Origin of the sequence: Actinospineispora eucalypti, assembly GCF_039543365.1 — a bacterium.
GTDB classification, from domain to species: Bacteria; Actinomycetota; Actinomycetes; order Mycobacteriales; family Pseudonocardiaceae; genus Pseudonocardia; species Pseudonocardia eucalypti.
Genome location: NZ_BAABJP010000029.1, coordinates 178,300 through 196,668, shown reverse-complemented (window position 1 = coordinate 196,668; position 18,369 = coordinate 178,300). Strand labels below are relative to the sequence as shown.

Sequence of the window (18,369 nt, the reverse complement as noted above, 5' to 3'; positions counted from 1 at the left end):
CCGGCGAAGCCGGCGCGCTGGGTCGGGCGCCAAACTGGGCGCCCGACGGGAACACAGCCGGCGGCCTGGTTCGACGCCTCGTACCTGGGCCGGCCGAGCGCCGAGCCCGAGCTGCGGTCCTACCTGAACGTGCTCGAGGAGCTGCTCGAACCGGTGACGCGCGACCCGACGGAGCACGACCGGTTCCTTGCCGGTTGGCGAGACCTGGTCACCGCGCTGATCGAAACCACCCGTGCGCCAGACGGGTACCGCCACTTCGACTTGATCTTCGACCTGCTCACCAGGCTGACGCGCGACGTGACCGAGGTCCGACACGTGGTCACCCGGTTGAGCCTGCTGGCCGCCGCCACGGCCACCGTGCGCTCGCTGGGCGATGCCGGTCCGGGCATGAACGGTGCCTTCGAGCTGCACCCGAGCACCGATCGACTGCGCCGCAACGAGAAGCGGCGGCTGAACCGGAGACTGCCCGAGCTGCAACATCTGACGCCGCTGGGCGCCGAGCGGACCGGTGCGCCGGAAGGCGTGCGGGTGGTGGCCTACTGGGAGGACGAGCTGGCCGGGCTGGTCGGTGCCCGCACCACCGGCAAGATCGCCGCGTACACCGTGGACCGCGTGGTGTACCTGCCCAGGACCGCGGTCACCCGGTTGCCGCCGATGCTGCTGCGCGCGCTGGTCGACTACGAGGTGATCCACCGGGTGAACGGTCCGACCGACAAGGCGGACCGCGAACGGCACGCTGGCGCGCTGCGCCGCGAGCTGCGCCAATACTGGGGGCCGGTGCGGCCGGGCGAGCGTGTCGAGCTCGGCTACCTGTTCGGCGCGCTGGAGGCGCTGCTGCGCGAGCTGGACACCGCGCACTGGGGCCTGCAGAACGAGGCCGCGCGCCGGGTCGAGCAGCAGGCCAGGGTGCGGCTGCTCACCACGCTGACCCAGCTGGGACTGCTGGACGACGCCGTCGCGGCCTACCGGGACCTGCTGGACTACCGCACGCTGGTCGACGCGGCACCGGTGCTGCTGAAGGCCTGGCGGAAGCAACGGGGCGACTCGGCGGACGAGCTGGCTTCGCTGATCGCGCTGATGCCGACCAGCCGGCACTGGGCCGCGCTGACCGCCCAGGCGGCGTGGACCATCGGGCTGGACGAGCCGGCGGCGGCGATCGCCGAGGGGCACGGCAGGGCCACCACCGACATCGACTACCCGGACGGGCGGCGCTGGGCCTACGGCTACGACATCGCCCTCGCGGTGTTCGACCGGATTGCCGGCGAGGACGGCTACCCGGCCGCCGAGCGGGCATTCGCCGGGGATCCGGCGCTGGCGGCGGCGTTGGGGTACGTGCACCGCCTGGTCGAAGCCGGGGCGCGGGACGGCGAGGTCGACGGGTTCGCCGAGCTGGCCGACGGGCCGGCCAAGGACTGGGCGCACGAGCAGGCGACGGAGCTGATGATCTGGTTGGACGAGGAGTCCGGGCTGGTCGGGCGGTCCTCGGCGGAGCTGGGCCGGCTCACCGACGAACAGCTGGCCGCGCGGGTGTGGGACGCGCGGGACACGGGCGGCGACCGGGCCACCGATCGGGCCGTGCTGGCGTACCGGCTGGCCGACGCCATCGGCTACCGGGTGCGCGAACTGCCCGCCGGCCTGCGTGACCTGACCGACCTGGCCCGAGACGGCGCGCCGTGGACCAAGCGGACGCAGTGGCCGGCCGCCGTCTGGCCGCGAATGCGGGCCATGCTGCTGGCCGGTGCCTGGACCCGGTTCGGCGCCCACGATGCCCGGTACTGGGGTGCCGCAACCGCCGCCATCAACGACCTCGGCGATGCCGGCTCGGAACAGCGGCTGGCGCTGCTGCGCGGGCTCGCGGTCGCACTCGCCGAACCGGTCGCGGACGACCACCGGGAGGCGCACCGGGAGCTGGCACTGAGCATGCTCGCCGAGCTGGGGCTGGCCCTGCCCTTCGACGCCGTGCCGACCGACCAACTGGTCGACCTGATCACGCTGTGGGTGGACCCGACGCTCGCGGCCTACCGGTTCCAGCTGCACCGGCTGCTGGACGCGCTGCCACCCGCCGAACAGGCGGTGACGGACGCCTGGATCCGGCTGGCCAGCGCCACGGTCCGGGTGGAACCGGCGCTGCGCACCAACCGTCGCGCCGAAGTGGCGATCGCCGAACTGACGCTGCTGCCCATGCGGGTGCCGACGCTGGGCGAGCTCGCCGCGCCCGAGCTGGACGCGGCCGTCGACACCCTGCACAACGTGGTGCACCGCGCGCTGGGCCTGACCGAGGGCACGCTGGTCGACGCCGACCTCAGCTCGGTGCTGGTCCGGGACCGCCCGACCCACCCGGGGCTGGCCGCGCCGCTGGCCGGTTACGAGTCCGCATTGCGCACCTTCCGCGACCGTGACCTGGCCGTCGACGCCACCGCCGGCGCCACTGGCCGGCCGGGTGCCCGGGCGCCACCGCCGGACCAGAAGTTCGAGGTGAACGGCCTGCCGGTGCGGGTCGCTGAGCTGCGCGACCTGGTGGTCCGGATCGACCTGCTGCGCCGGCACCTTGGGGGCACGCTGGACGAGGCGGCGGTGGCACTGCTCACCCACCCGAGGGTGGTGTGGCTGGGTGCTTGGAGCCCGGACGACCGGCTGCTCGGCTACACCGTGGTGTTCCGTGCCGAGGCCGGCCTGGCCGAACTGGTCCCGGCGCGCACGCTCACCCACCCGGACGTGCGAGATGTCTTCCGCCAGTACCGCACCGCCTGGGACCCGGCCGGCTCGGTCGGCCCGGTCACCCTCACCCCGGACGGCCACCGCTTCCTGCGCACCGCCGATGGCGTGCTCGCGCTGCCGCACACCCTGAGGGTCGACAGTGGCGACGCGGGCGCCTCCGGTGCGTTGTCCGAGCGGCTCCTGGAGCCGGAGGAGGACCTCGCGGTTCAGCGGATGTTCGCCTGGGCACTGGAGCACAACGAGGTGCTCGCGCTACCCGAGCGCTGGCGGGCCGAGCTGGGGCTCACCGACCGGCGGATGTGGCTGATCTCGGACCGGTTGCTGAGCGGGTTGGCCGACGGCGAGTTCGGCGCACCGGTGAGTGGGCTGGTCCTCTACACCTGGACTGCGGCGGACGGCGCGCCGAGGGACATGATCGGGGTGTCGCAGTGGATGCTGCGGGAGGCCGAGGACCTGTTCGAGTTCATCGCCGCCCAGGGGATCCGCGACTTCGCCGGAGTACTGGAAGACCTGCGGGCGTTCTGGACCACCGCCCAGCAATACGAGGTGCACCACCGGATCAACGGGGCACCGGGCGCGGAGGCGGCCCAGGAGACCCTGATCGAGTGGCTGCACCGGTTGCGGATCCGGTGGGCCGAGGCGTACTTCCCTGATGACGGTGAGTTCTGGACCCGAATCCGGGCGGCGCTCGCCGTGCTGGCCCGGGTGCCCGAGTCGGCCACCACTCTGCTGCTCATCGACCAGCTACGGCTGCTGTTCGACATGCAGGACCGGTTCGGACCCGGCGCTACCCCGCCGGCGGACTGGTTCGACCGCCATTACTTGGATCGCGACGGCGTCGCCGAGGAGTTGCGTGCCCATGGGGATTCGCTCGACTGGCTGTGGGCAGCGGGGGCTGGGCGGGAGCATTTCCTGGCGGCCTGGCGCGAACTGCTCACCGCGCTCATCGAGACCGGTGCACACACCGCCGGCCAGGAAGCGGTGTTCGACCTGTCCTTCGACGTCCCGGACCGGATCGACGCGGCCGAAGATCTGGCCGCCCAGCTGGAACTGATCGCCGATGCGGTGGCCGTACTGCGCGCGCTGGGCGGCCGAGCGCCCTCCGGCGTGGTGATCGAGAATAGGCGCGACACCGACGGTGACGACGCGGGCGGGACGGGCGGAGCCGCCGCGTCACCTGCGGCAGGCCAGCCCGGCGGGACGGCGACCACGCCGGACGACGACGGGTCGATGCGAGCCGAGTCGCGGGCCGGACCGTTCTGGCGGCGGATCGCCGGCTGGCTTGGCCGGACGGTGCCGGTCGTGGGGCTCACCGTGGTGTTCGTCACGGCGGTGCCGTTGATGCTCGGGCGCGGAGGTGGCTATGACGTGTCGCGCCCCGTCGCCTCTTACAGCCTGCGCGCCCTGATCGCCGCGGTGCACGTCTTCCGCACTCCAGCTCGGGTGGCGAAGGCGCTCAGCCGGGAGGGGGATCGGGTCGACCCGGTGGCCGTCCGGGACTCGCTTCACCTGCTGGCCGGCTGGGAGGTCATCGTCGGTGACCAGAACAACGGCTACGAGCTGACCGCATTCGGCCAGGCATTGCGGCGGCTGCCCCGCGAGCGGGCGATGGTGCAGGACTTCACCCTGCACGACGCCGTGCTGCTGGCCCACAACGCGCTCGCGCGGAGGCCGGAGTTCGGGGCGTACGACACGCTGTCGCGCCTGGCCGCGTTGCTAGCCGCCCGGCCGTTCGAGCTGTCTTCGGTAGCTCGACCGGAGGAGCCGACGTCCGGTCTGGGACGGCTGTTCGAGCTGCTCACCGCTGGCGTACCGCTCGACCACCTGGCCGACCGGCTGGGCCGCGACGTGGAGAGCGTCGAGGCGGTACTGCGGGTTCTGGTGGACGAGGGCTGGGCGGGGTACCAGGGCGGGCGATACCGCCTGGCCAACCGGCCGAGGCAACTGATGGCCAGGCTGGGCGAGCCCGGGTTCAACGGTCTAGCCCGGCTGCTCGCTCGGTGGCCGGATTGGCCGGCCCGCGCCGACGCCGACTGGGCTGTGTTGTGGGCGGCGTTGAGTCGACCCACCAAGTCCGGCTCGGTCAAAACGGAGCGCGCCGACCTTGAGAGTGTGCTGCGGGTGCTGGCGGACGCTACCAAACCGGTCAGTCTCGGCGCGTTGGCTACGGCGGTGCAGCGGGTCACCAAGAGCCTGCGCGAACGGCTCGACGCACTCGCCGTCCTAGGACTCGTACATTTCGAAGGAGGCGGGGCCTCTGGCCGCCAGTACCAGATCACGCTCACCGACCGGGGCTACGAGCTGCTGGACAGGCTGGACAGCGAGCCCACCGACGTCGCCGCCCAGGCCGTCGCCGAGCTGCTCGACGGCTGGCCGAGGCCGCGCGAGCTGCTCGAGCGTGAAGACATCTTCACCGAGCTGCTCGGGCCGATCGGCTCGAACGGTGCCCTGGAGCTGTTCCCCGAAACGGACCCGCTGGACCCGGACGACGAGGAACCTCAGCTTGCGCGGGAGTTGCCCAACCTGGCGCTGACCCCGCTGGACGCCGACCGGACCGGCGCACCGGCCGGCGTGCGGGTCGTGTCGTTCGACGTCGAGGAGCTGGCCGGCCGGGTCGGCGCCCGCACCGCTTACAAGGTCGCCGCGTACACCGTGCGCGGGGTGGTGTACCTGCCCAATACCGCACTCACCCGGCTGCCCCCGGAGCCGCTGCGCATCCTGGTCGACTACGAGGTCATCCACCGAGTGCGTGGTCCCACCGACACGAGGGTCCGGGAACGACACGCTGGCGCCCTGCGCGGCGAATTGCGTAGGCACCGGGGCACCGGTCGGCCGAAGGCCCACGCCCGGCACCGGGTCGAGAACGGCTACCTGCTCGGCGCGCGAACCGCGATGACGCCGGAGGCGATCCATGGTTTCGCTGGCCTGAAGACAGGTGAAGCGGCGGGCGCACCTAAGGAACTCCGGGTGAGCGACGACTTCCTCATCACGTTGCGGGAGGCCGGGGGGCCGCGTGAGGTGGTGATCTACGCGGGTCGGGACGGCTGGCCCGACACTGACAGCGCCCTCCTAGAAACCCAATCGGAACCTCTCGTGGCGTACGGCCGCTTCGCGCGGGTGGTGTTCCGTCGCGTCCGCTATCTTGCCGAGCCGGGCACGGGTGGGGATCTGTCCAGCGGTGGGATGGACGACGATCAGCGGGCGCTGTTCGAGGATGTGCTGCGCGAGCTGATCGAGCGGGCCGGGCTGCCCGGGTTCCAGCGGTTGCCGTTCGGGCTGGACGGGCCGAGGGTCCGGTTGCTCCGGGCCGAGGGCGCGGGTCCAGTGTTGCCTCGGCGGTTGCGGGACCTGCCGCAGCGGCTGCTGGGCTATGGCCGGATGACCGCCGAGGGCACGGAGATCGTGGCGTTCGACCGGACCTGGGCGCTACTCATGGAGCTCACCCGCGCCGGCCTGCTGGACGCGCGGTGGTGGTGGGCATACGCCGGGCATGAACTGCGCCACATCGGGCAACGGTGGACCGGCGCCGACCATGATCTGCACGCCGCGCTGCTGGTCGCGGTGGTGCGGGCGGCGACCGAGCTGCTGTTGGCCGAGGGACGGCTGGGGGAGGTCCGGCGGCTCGCCGCGCACCCGCACGGCCGGGCGGCCGCTGCCGGGCGGCTCGTGCAAGCCGCCGACGCGTTGGCCCGCGCCGAACTGGACCTGGCCGCGCTGAGCCTGGCGGAGCTGGAGCGGGCCGGGCTGCCGGCGGATCTGGCCGGGCCGCTGACCGAGCGGCTGGCGGCCGCGACCCGGCTGCTGGATGTGCTGCGCGCGGCTGACCCGGACCGGGCCGTGCGGCCGAACCCGCTGCCACAAGCCGGTTTCGACACGGCGGCCGCACACCTGGGCTCCGTGCTGACCGCCGCCACCGCCTCCGATGCCGTGGTGGCGATCGACGGTACCTACTTCGAGGCGATCACCGAGGCGGCCAAGCCCCACCTGCCGGCGGCGCTGGATCAGGCGGGCCGAACTCGGTGGCTGCTCGACGTGCTGGCGCAGGGCCGGGTCGACCGGGTGGAGTGGACCACCGACGGCGAGCTGCTGGTCCGGGTGGTCGGGGAGCGGCCGGTCGCGCTGTTCGGGGACGTGCCCGGTGGCGTGAGCGGCCTGCTGCAGCTGCGGCTGGCGCAGCCGGAGCTGGGCCGATTCCAGCTGCTCGACGCCGCGCCGGAGCCTGGGGTGCTGCCGGTGCGGCTGTCCAATGGCGGGACCGTGTACGCCCCGCTGACCAGCACCTGGGACGCGCCGGATCCGGGCCGGGTGGAGTTCACCGTGATCGGTGACGGCTGGCTGGGCGCAGTGGTCAGCGACAAGGCGCACAAAGTCAGCCGCAACCCGGCCAAGGGCGTCAACCACGACGCGGCGGTCCTGGGCTGGCGGCCCGGCGGAGTGTTCGCCGGAACGCTCGCCGACGGCGCCGGCGCCACCAGCGCGCCCCGGGAGGCGGCGCACAACGCCGCCGAGACCGGTACCGCCGTCCATCTCGGCGAACCCACCGCCGCGTGGCAGGACCCGGAGTGGCTCGCCGAGTACGCCGCGCACGAGGCGAACCGAGCCACGATGGCCACCACGCCGGTCACCGAGGGGCTCAGCCCGGCCACCACCTATCTGTCGGTGCTGATCACCCCGCGCGATCATGGCGGATGGCGAGCCACCGTCGTGCCCTTCGGCGACAGCGTGCTGTACCGCGTCACTCAGCACGGCACCGAGCCGGTCAACCAACCGGTGCACATCGACGGCCAACTGAACGCCCCCGAGGACCTGATGGGCTTCCCGCTGGCCGCCGACGAGCTCACTGCGGTCACTTTTGACCTGGCCGACGGGGAGCGGCTGCTCGCCGTCACCGATGGGGTCACCCACTACCTCTCCCCGCAGGAACTCCACCAGGTGATCACCAGCGCCGCCGATCCGATGGCCGCCGCCCGGGTCATCGTCGCCCTGGCCAAGGCCCGGGGCGGCGGGGACCACGCCACAGCGGTGGTCTTCGCCCCGACCGACGGCCTGGGCGCCGACTCCGCCGCGCACCGGGGCGAGCAGCGGTTGGGCATGCTGTCCACCGGCTTGCTCGGTCTCGCGGCCGGGCATGGTGATACCTCGAGCTGGGTCGGCCCGGTGGCCGCCGGTACCGATGGGGTTGTGTCGGCGATCGGCGTGGCCGTCCTCGTCGCCATGGTGGTGGGCCTCTACGCTCTGGCAGCCTACCTCGCCTACCTGCTCGTCCGTGGTTCCGCCCGGATGCGCGCGAACCAAGCCGTGGATCGGCTGATCGGCCTAGTGACCACCCGGCTGACCGAGGCCGACCAGGCAACCGCCCGGTACCTGAATCCTCCGGCGGGTTACCCGCGCACCGCTTACCACTACATCCATGCCCTCAGCACGCTCGCCAAGCTGGCCGAGGCGATCGCCGAGCTGCGCGCCGCCACCGCGCACCCCGAACTGACCGGTGCCGTCCGCGAACAGGCCCGCACCGTCGTCGTCGCCGCCGAGCGCGGCCACCGCGATCGGCTCGGCCTGCTCGAGTCCTCCTGGATCTTGCACGGTCCGGGCCTGCCCACCCTGGACCCCGCCAATGCGGCGGGCCGGGCGGAGCTGGGTATCCGGACCGCCGACGCCTACCCGAACCGCCCGGCGCTCGGCACCCGGTCGCTGTGGATCCTGTGGATCGCCGCCGGCGTCGGTGCGGTGCTGGCCGCTGTGTTGGCCGCGCTGCTGGGGCCGGTGGTGCTCGGGCACGCGATCGTAGCCACGGTGATCGTCGGGATGGTCAACCTCGGTGTGCCCTTCCTGCCGCACGGCTCGCGCCTGCGCCTGGCGGCTCGGCTCCTTCTCGCCGCGACCGCCGGGGCCGTACTCGGCGCCCTGGCTGCTCCGTATCTGGTCTCGGGTCTGGGCTGGGTGGCTGGCGCGGCCGGCTCGGCCATGGTCGCGGCGCTGCCCAGCCGGCTGCTGCCGATCATGCAGGCGGTGCGGGCGGCGGACGGCGGGATCGGCCGGCATGAGCTGGCCGAGAGGTTCCCCGAACTGAGCCTCGACTCGATCGTTGCCCGGGTGCTGTTCCTGCGCCGGGCGGGGCTGGTTGTCCGCACGGTCGAGCAACTGCCGGCCGAGAACAGGCCGAGCGGCCCCTGGCTCACCCGCTACCACGCTTCCGAACGGCTGCCCGAGCTCTGGGGCTACCTGAGCGATCCGGGCAGCTACCCGGACGAGCGGCCGCGGTGGGCGCTCGATGTGTTGCTGCGGTGGGCGGCGCCGGACGCGGAGTTCACTCCGGGCGAGCAGTCGGCGCGGCGGATCGCCGCCGCGGTCCGCGCTGCGCTGGGGCAGGCCGACGAGTCGCCGGCACCGCTGACGCTGGTGCCGCGGAACTCGGTCCGGGCTGTGCTGGAGGATCTCGCCGACCACGTTGACGAGATGGCCACCACTGAGTTGGCCGAGCTCGCCGGGCTCACCCCGCAGGCGGTCGCGGAGTGGATGGCGCGGCTGACCCGGCTGGGCCTGGTGTGGGCAAGCGGCTATCGCTACCGGGTATCGGCGTACGGCCAGGCCCTCCTGGACATAGCTGACGACCCAGTCGACTTCCGAGGCCAGGACCTCGCGGCGCTGTGGGCATTCGCCGCGGCAATTATGAATCCGGCCGTCCGGGACACCCCGGCGGCGGCCGATCAGGACCTCGACTACCTGCTCCGGCGGATCGGCAAGATTGCTGACGGTCCACTGGCGGGTATTGCCCGGCTGGCTCCCGCCGCCTCGGTGGGCCACCTGCTCTACGCGCTCCCGGGCGGGGGCGCCGAGGGCCTGTCCCGCGATGGTCTGGCGGCGCTTCCGGGGGCCGCACCACGGGACAGGACCCACCACCGCCTGCCGGTACTGACCCGGGTGAGTCTGGTTGACGCCGTCCGGGCCGGTGACAGCAGAAGCCCGAAGCTCTACACCAGAAGCAGCGCCGGGCAGCGGTTGCTGGACGCGCTGGACGGTCTGCACAACCACCTCAACCCGCACACCTACGGCAAGCTGTGGCGGCTCGTCCGGATGCTGCACGACATCGATCTGACGCTGGTCTCCGGCGAAGGCGTGACGGAGGCGTTCGTCGACCTCGTTCTCCAGCTGCGCGGGATCCTGGACGCCGAGCTCCCCCCGCGCCCCACCGGCGTGGCTCGCGACTCGGTGTGGTTGCTGTTGTGGGTCGTCGCCTCGGTGGAGGGTGGCGTAGCGGCCGGGGGCGGCGCCGACGCGGAGTGGCTCGAGCCGCTGACCGAGCTGGGGCTGGTCACCCGAAGGGGCGGCCGTTACCACGCAACTGCGTCTGCCCGGGAGCTGCTGGGCGACCTCGCCGACCCGGCCCGGGTCCCCCACGGCGCCTACCGGGCGGAGGTTGAGCGGTTCGTCGAGAGTTTCCGCCGGTCGACGAGCCTCGCCGAGCTCGCCGACGGCGTCGCGGCGTTGCGCAACCCGGCCGACCCGAGGCTCACCGAGCTGGTGAACCCATCGGCGAAGACGCCGCTGACCTTCTTGCTTGTCCTCGCCGCCAGCGTGAACGGCATCACGGGCAAGGAGATGCGACGGCGGCTGCCCGGCGGCTACGGCAAAGCCACGGTGGGTGGGCAGCTGCTCATCCTTTGGCAGCTGGAGCTGGCCAACCGCGACAAGGACACCCGGCCATCCGGTCACCCCAGCGCCCTGCTCTACACGCCCACGCCGGAGGCCATCGAGTTCGCCGCCGCGCTGCGCGATCCCACCGGGATCACCGATAACGTGGTCCGGCGGCTGATCGGGCAGGCCAGGGCACGGCTCAGCAACAAGGGGGTGTTCACCCTCTACTCGGAGAACGCCGACAACGTCCACGAGGTGGTCCACGCGGTGCTGCCTGCCCTCGGTCTCAGGTCGGGTGGTCCAGTGGTTGCGGACATGCCCACCGCGCAAGCGCGGGCACTGCTGGAACCCCAGATGAATTCCCTGGTCAGCGAGGCGGTCGAGCTCGATGGCGAGATGTTCTGGCAGCTGGCGCGAGCTCCGCCGGAGCTGGCCGAACTGCTCGCCGAGCTCGTGGCGCTGGTCAGGGTGACTGATCAAGCGCCCCTGGACGGGAAGCTGATCGGGTACGGCTGGAAACCAGCGGGCGTGATCCTGGTGCCGGCGCACGTCGCGACGCTGGTGAACGCGCTGATCGAGCTCGACCCGTCGTTCCTGGCCTGGTGGATTGACTTTCTGCGGCACGAGCGAGACCGGCACCTGCTCGGCGACGACCACACCGGCCTCGAGCACGACGCCGAGATGGTCGACCTGGTCAACCGGCTGCGCGATGCGGTGGCGCGGCTGACTGGCACCGCGAGCGAGCCCGAGCTCGCGGTAGCACGGGCCCGGTTCCTGTCGATCCACCCCGGCGTGGCCGGGATGATCTTCCGGTACACCCGCGTCGGCGGTACGACCACCGCGCCGATGGTCAGGCTGCAGCTGGGCGGGGCCGAGTTCCTGACCGAGAATTACGAGATCACAGACTGGTCCTTCGCGGGGCGGCACGGGCTACGCAGGGTGCCCGATACGGCGGCTTACCTGCTGCCGCCGGAGAGTACCCGGCGGCAGCCGCCGCGCACCGTGCTCGCGCTCGTCTCGCGGGGCGGCCGGCAGGGGTCGGCGACCACCGCCGAGCTCGCGGAGGTCCTCGGGCGTGCGCCACAGAGCGTTCGCGCTACCTGGTCGGCGGGCCTGCTCGGCCTGGCTGTGGGCCACGCGGACCTGGCGCGGTGGATCGCACCGGTGGCGGTGGTCGGCGCGCTCGGTATTGTGCTGGCCGGGGCGGCAACGTCGCTGTTGGTTCTGTGGCTGCGCGCCCGAAACCTGCCTGTCGGCATGCTGTCCAACCGCGCGCGGCTCCAGCCGGCCGCTCGGTTGATCTTCTATCTGGCGGCAGGCGCGAGCGTTGGCGCATTCCTCGCGCTCTCCCCGGTAGCGGCGAGCGTGGCCGGCATGGCAGGCATGGCCGTCGTGGTGCCCGGCCGGCTCCTGCCGATCCTGCGGAAGGTGCTCGCGGCGGAGGATGGGGTTCTCCTGCCGGAGCTGACCGGGCTGTTCCCGGGCCTCGATCCGCTCTCGGTCGACAACCGCCTGGTGGTGTTGCGCAGGGTGGGGCTGGTCGTCCGTGCGATGGAGCCCCTGTCGACCGGCGGCGCGCAGTTCCGTTACCGGGCCTGGAAGCACCTGCCCGAGTTGCTGGGCTACCTGACCGACGCGAGCACCTACCCGGCGGATCGTCCTCTGGCTGCGTTGGAGCTGGTGCGGCAGTGGTTGGCGCCGGATGCGCCGTTTGCGCCCGCCAAGCTGCCGATTCCCGAGATCAGGGCCGCGGTCCGCCAGGTGCTGGGACTGCATGACGAGCCGGTGACGCCGGACTTGGTAGCGGAGGACTCGGTCCGGGCGTTGCTGGAGGCGTTCGTTGATCACAGTGAAGGGCTGACCGCCAAGAAGCTTGCGCGGCTCCTGCCGGCGCTTGGTGAGCAGGCGATTCAGGCGTGGCTGCCCGCGCTGGCCCGGTTGGGTCTGTTGTGGTCGAACGCCGGCCGCTACTGGCTGCCGAACCACGTGCGGAAGCTGCTGACCATCGTCGACGATCCGGAGGGTTACCGGGGGCAGAACCGCGCGGCGCTGTGGGCGTTCGGTGCTCGGCTGATGGAGACGGTCGTCAGGGAACGCTTGGCCGCCGCGGAGCGGGATCTCAGTGATCTCCTCAAGCGGATCGCCCGGATTCCCAACGGCCCGCTGGTCGAGACCTTCCGGCTGGCTCCCGAGGGTTCGCTCGGCCACATGGTTGACGTGATCCCCAGCGCGCGTGCCACTGGCATGACCCGCGCTGAGCTGGCCGGGCTTCCCGGTCACACACCGATGGGCCGGGTCAACTCCCGGGTCCCGATCCTGGTCAAGCTGGGCCTGCTCGAGACCGCCCCCGGCCGACCGGAGCGCTACACCAGGACCGAGTTCCTGGAACGGCTGTTGGCCGCCCTGGATGGCCTGCACGACCACCTGAACCCGGACACCTTCGACCTGCTGTGGCGATTCGCCGGGATGCTGCGCGAGGGAACGCTGGCCCTGGTGGGTGGGCAGCGACCGACGGACGAGTTCGTAGCCCTGGTCACCGGCCTGGCGAAAGTTTTCAACATGAAGTATCGGCCGGCACTCCGACCGTCCGTGGCCGGCCGCTCGGTATGGGCGTTGCTGCACCGTGTCGCGACGGCCAAGGAAGGTGCCGTTGCCAGGCCTGACAGCGGAGTCGCGATGGTGCTCGACACGCTGGTCAAGCTGCGGTTGCTCACCGGGACCGTCGGTATCGAGAGAATCCATTACCGCGCCACGGTGTCCACCGTGGAGTTGTTGCGCGATCTCGCCGGCGCGGCGTACCGAACCAGTGGCGAGTACCGGAACGCGGTTGAGCGGTTCGCGCGGGTGATCAACCATGTGCCAACGGCTCAACAGCTCATAGCGGGGGTCTTCGCGCTGCGGCACCCGCCCGATCCCCGGCTCGACGAGTTGGTGGCCGTGCCGGCGAAGGCGCCGCTGAGTTTCCTGCGGAGCATCACGAGCAGCACGGTCGGTGTCACCCTGGGAAGCCTTCGCGGTGAGCCGAACGGTTATGGCGACTACGTGATAGGCGGCCAGCTGATCGAGCTGTGGCATCTGGAGCTGGCCACCCGGCAGAAGGATGCGCGGAAGCAACACGGCGACAAGAACGCCCACCTCTACCGACCCTCCCAGCAACTCGTCCAGCTTGTGGCTGCGTTGGACGACCCGTCGTCCATTGGCGATCGCGCGGCTCGGCGGGTGCTTGGCCAGGCCAGAGCCCGGCTGAGCAGCGGGTGGTCGTTCTCCGCCTACGGTATCGGCGCCCGGGACTTCGAGGGCGTAGTCCGGACCGCACGCGCCGCCCTCGAGCGCCGCTCCGGTCGCGGAGACGGTCCGAGTCGGTCGAGCACACTGTCGACAGGCCTGATCGGCCTGGCCATGGGTGACGTGCACGTCACGTGGTGGATCGGGCTGGGCGTGCTCGCCGTGGCGGGTTGGCTGTTGGTCCGCGCCCGCTCGCCGGAGCGGGACGGCCGTCCCGCCAGGGGCTCTCCGGCGGAACCGGCGGCCCAAGAGACGGCGGAGCAGGCCACCCCGTCGCTGGTTGGCCAGGACGAGTCAGACCAGCAGGCGAGCAGGGACTCCACGAACAGCAAGCGATGGTTTGCGAGCGCCGTCCGGGTGGGCGCGGTGGTCGGCGCCGCGGTGGTTGGCGCTGCGGTGGTTGGCTGCGTGCTGACCGTGGCGTTCGGCCGGGCGGCGATCATGGCCGGGCGCACCGGTGTGGCCAGCGTGGCCGTGCTGGTGCCCAGTCAGCTCCTACACGGGATCGGGCTCCTGGGCCGTCTGCTGGACGTCTTCGGTTCGCGTGCCTCGATCGCCAGCCTGCTGGCCTGGGTGCGTGGCCGGTTGCCCTCGCGGTTGCCCGGCCGCGCCTCGGCCCGCGACACCCAGCGGCGCGTGGTGCGTCGGGACCAGCGGTCGCGGCACGCCGGGCCGCTCTTCGCCGCGCTCTTCCTGATCGTGGCCGTCCCGATGTTGCTGGTGGTGCTGGGTGGGGGAGTGTTCGCGTACGCCGGCACCCTGGCCGGTGCCGCGCCGGCGTTGCCGGAGCTTGGCCGCACGGTCGGGCAGGTGCTCCCGGTGGTGCTGACCGGTCTCGCCGCTTGGACGGTCCGGGCACACCTGTCGAAGCGGGACGCTGAGCTCGGCAACATTGAGCGGAACGCGATCGCAGTCGTCTGGATCTTCTGGGCACTCCCCATCGGTGGCTGGTTTGGCCCGCTGGTGCGGGTCGTCTCCGTGTCCGTGATGAGCCTCTGGTTCGGCGCCATGGCCTGGGCAGGGTGGTCCCGGCACAGCCTCGGATCAGTGCTCACCAACGCGCAACACCGTCCACCGCGCAACGTGCCGCCGGCCGGCGGCGCGGTCGCCGCGCGGGCTTCCAGCGGCCAACCGGTGTCGTTCCTGACCGGGAAGCGCGCGATCCGGGCCGCGATCGCCCAGCGGTTGGACCAGGCCGAGCGGCTGCTCCCGGACCACCCGCTGTACCGGCGCAGTGACCCGCGCGGCCGCTGGGCCGAGCACGGGGTCCGGTACTACCTGATGCCGGAGCTGCGCGAGTTCCCGGCCCGGGTCGCTGGCGCCCCGGACGTGCGGCTCGTGATGTACGTGGCGCCGGACGCCGACGGGGTGCTGTCGGTGTTTGTCGACCCGGTGGTGGCCGCCGAACTGGTCACGCTGAGGGTGGCCGAGCGGGCCCTGCTCGCCGAGCGCGAGCTGGTCCGCATCCTGTATCCGAAACGCCCGGAGCACCGGGTGGCGAAGATGCCCCTACCTGACCAGGCAGTGCTGGCCCGCCTGGTCAACGCCGTGCCACTGGGCACCCGAGGGCTCGGGCTGAAGCTGGCCCGGTTGGGACAGGTGCACGGGCTGACCCCGAGGGGTCACCGCAAGGTCGGCGGAACCCGGCCCCGGGTGGCTAGTGCCCGTGCCGGCACCGGCGAGACCGTGGTGCTCAAGCACTGGCTCAGCTCGCCGCTCGAAGCGATCGCCGCGGTGGTGGCGGCCAACCAGCCGAGGGTGCCTGGACACCTGGCCGCGCCGTCCGAGCTGGCCATCGTCACCGAGGACGTGACTCACCCGGACGATTGGAGCTGGGCGAACGTCGGCCAGGTGGTGGAGCGGGCGCAGTGGGTGGAGGGTGCTCCACCTACGGAGGCCGACCTGCGCGCGACGGACAACCAGGCCGCCCGGGTGCTCTACGGCGGGGACGATGCGCTCACCCCGCCAAACCTGGTCCGCACCGGCGGCGGAGACCTCTACGACATCGACTTCACCCCGACCCTGCTATATGCCGGCCACCTGGTCGACGCTCTGCGCCGGCTCGCCGCCGGCGGTCCGGACGTGCTACCCCCACTGGCGGAGCTGATCGAACAGCTCACCGAACTCGCCGAGCAGCGGGCTGTGCTGCTCGCCCCGCTGCCCAACCAGCGGCTGCGCGACCAGCTCGCTGACCAGCTGGACTGGATCGACCGCACCCTCGCCGCCGCGCCGTTCGACACGGTCGCCGACCTGCTCGCCATCGCGCGACATGTCGCCACGGGCACTCCGACCGGCGTCGAACGTGCCCGGTGCTTGGGGCTGGTACCCGATACCGCCCAGCTGGTCACCTTCGCCGGGCTCATCGGGCTGGCCCGGACCGACACCCAGATCACAGTGCACGACTTCCTGCACAACGCCGAGCTGTCCACCGATCAGCGGTCGATGTTCGGCCGTTGGCTGGTCACTACCGCGCCGGCCGAAGGCTCGCCGGACGCGGAGTTCGCGCCGAGGAAGCCGCCCGCGCACCCGGTCGCCGCCGCGGTGCGCGAGGTGGTGGGACTAACCGACGGGCTGGTGGACCTGGTGCCGGAGAACTCCGTTCGCGCGCTCTTGGAGTTCCTGATCGACTGTCCAGAACCTGACCACCCGGACGGGTTCACAATCTGGGAGCTGGCACGGCTGATACCTGGACTCAACGCGTATGCGATTCGGGAATGGCTGCCGGCGTTGGCCCGGTTGGGACTGCTGTGGTCGAGCGCCGGCCGCTACCAGCTCGCGGAGCACGTCCCGGCGTTGTTGCACACGCTCGATGATCCCCTCGGTTATCGGGACGAGGACCTGGCGGTGATCTGGGCGTTCGCCGCGCGGTTGATGGGACCGGTCAGCAAGCAGCACCTGGCCGCCAGGGAGGCTGACCTCGCGTACCTGCTCAAGAGGATGGGCAGGATCGCCGGCATGCGGCCGGGTAGCTTCCAGCTAGCCCCCGAGGGTTCGGTTGGCCACATGCTCGACGGCGTCCCCGCCACGGGCGGCTCGCCCATCAGCGGCGACGAGCTGGCGGCGCTGCCGGGCAGCCCGCCAAGGTCTCGTATCGGCACTCGCCTTTCGGTCCTGGAGAACTTGGATGTGCTCAACGCTGCGGGACATCCGAAGCGCTACCACACGACCGGGTTCTTCGAACGACTGCGGGAAGCGCTGGACGGGTTGGACAGCCACCTGAACCCGGACACGTACGACAAGCTGTGGCGGCTTGCCAGGATGCTGCGCGACCGCGAGCTGGCGCTACAGCATGGCAGTGCCGCGAGAAACGTGTTCACGGACCTGGTGGCGCGGCTGCACGAGATCGTCAGCGCAAAGCTGCCCATGCCCCCGGCTGGTGTGGATTACGACTCGGTGTGGGCACTGCTCCACCGGGTCGCGATGACTAAGAACGGCGTCTTGCTCAAGCCTGGCAGCCGGGCGGCGACCTGGCTTGAGGAGCTGACCGAGCTGCGGTTGCTCACCCGGATCGCTGACCCCGAGGGTGTCCGGTACCGCGTGCCCGTGTCCACCCGGGAGCTGTTGGCGGATCTGGCCGACCCGGCGGGGCGGACGCGCGATACCTACCGAGCGGCGGTCCAGAACTTCGCGCGGGTGATCCGTAAACGGACGGCAACGGTTGACCACGTTCGAGCTGGCGTCGCGGCGTTGCGGAACCTGCCCGACCCTCGGCTCGCCGAGCTGGTCGCTGTTTCGGACAGAACGCCGCTCGGTTTCCTGCGCGCCTTCACCGCCCATCCGGACGGCATTACCGCCATTGAACTCAGTCGCCGGACGAACGGCTACAACTACAACCGAGTGAGCGGCCAGCTACTCGTACTGTCCCGCCTGAATCTGACCGCTCGGCTAAAGGCGTGGCGTGCATCGGCCGGCCGGCTGGAGCCGGACCGCAGCGCTCACGGTCTCCGGCCAACGAGAGCCCTTGTCGATCTGGTGGCCGCCCTGAACACACCCGGCGACATCACCGTCGGCGCCGTGCGCAAGTTGCTGGGACAGGCCAGGGCGCGGCTGAGCAGGGAGTGGTCCTTCCCCGAAAACGGACAAGGCGCCGACGAGTTCCGCGACGTGGTCCGGGGAGCCCTCGCCGCACTCGGCCACCGCGGTGACCAGCGGGCCGGTTCGGATCGGCTGGGTAGCTGGTCGGCGGGCCTGCTCGGCTTAGCTATGGGCCACATAGACCTCGCACTGTGGTGGGCGCCGCTGGCGTTGAGTGTGGCCGGCGGGGTTGGGTTGGGTTGGCTGTTGGCCTGGATGCTGTCCCCGGACCGGGTGCGCCGGCCGGCACCCGGTTCGCCGTTGGCGCGGCCAGTTGTGCGGGAGACCGTCGAGATGGTCCAGCGGGCCTCCGCCGACTGGTGGGCGAACGCGCGCGTCCAGGTCCGATCCTGGTGGGGACGGGGTGTTCAACGACACGAACAGTGGTTCCACATCGGGGCTAGCGCGTACTCCGAACGCGAACACGAGGATGACCGGCGTAACCGGGTCCGCGAGCTGAACCGGCTGCGCGCCCAGCCTCGGGCACCCTGGCGGTGCGTTCGTGGTTCTCGACGACATGGACATGGACGTGGACGACGACGCCGCCTTGCTGTTCGAGAGCGCCCTGCGCGGGTGGCTGATCGACGAAGCCGGGGCCGGAGATCGGGAGCTGCCGTTCGACCTGGACGGGCCGGTGGTCCGGTTGATCGACGGTGA

The 18,369-nt window shown here is 71.6% G+C and carries 1 protein-coding gene (only partly in view); it reads left to right on the top strand.

Annotated elements, in window-relative coordinates:
- A protein-coding gene (locus ABEB12_RS24910; RefSeq protein ID WP_345703120.1) for a trypsin-like peptidase domain-containing protein crosses the window boundary here: on the top strand, nt 1-18,369 show its 3' end. 66,990 nt of this gene lie to the left of the window's left edge; 18,369 of the gene's 85,359 nt are visible here — the last part of the coding sequence; the start codon falls outside the window, past its left edge; it ends in the stop codon at nt 18,367-18,369.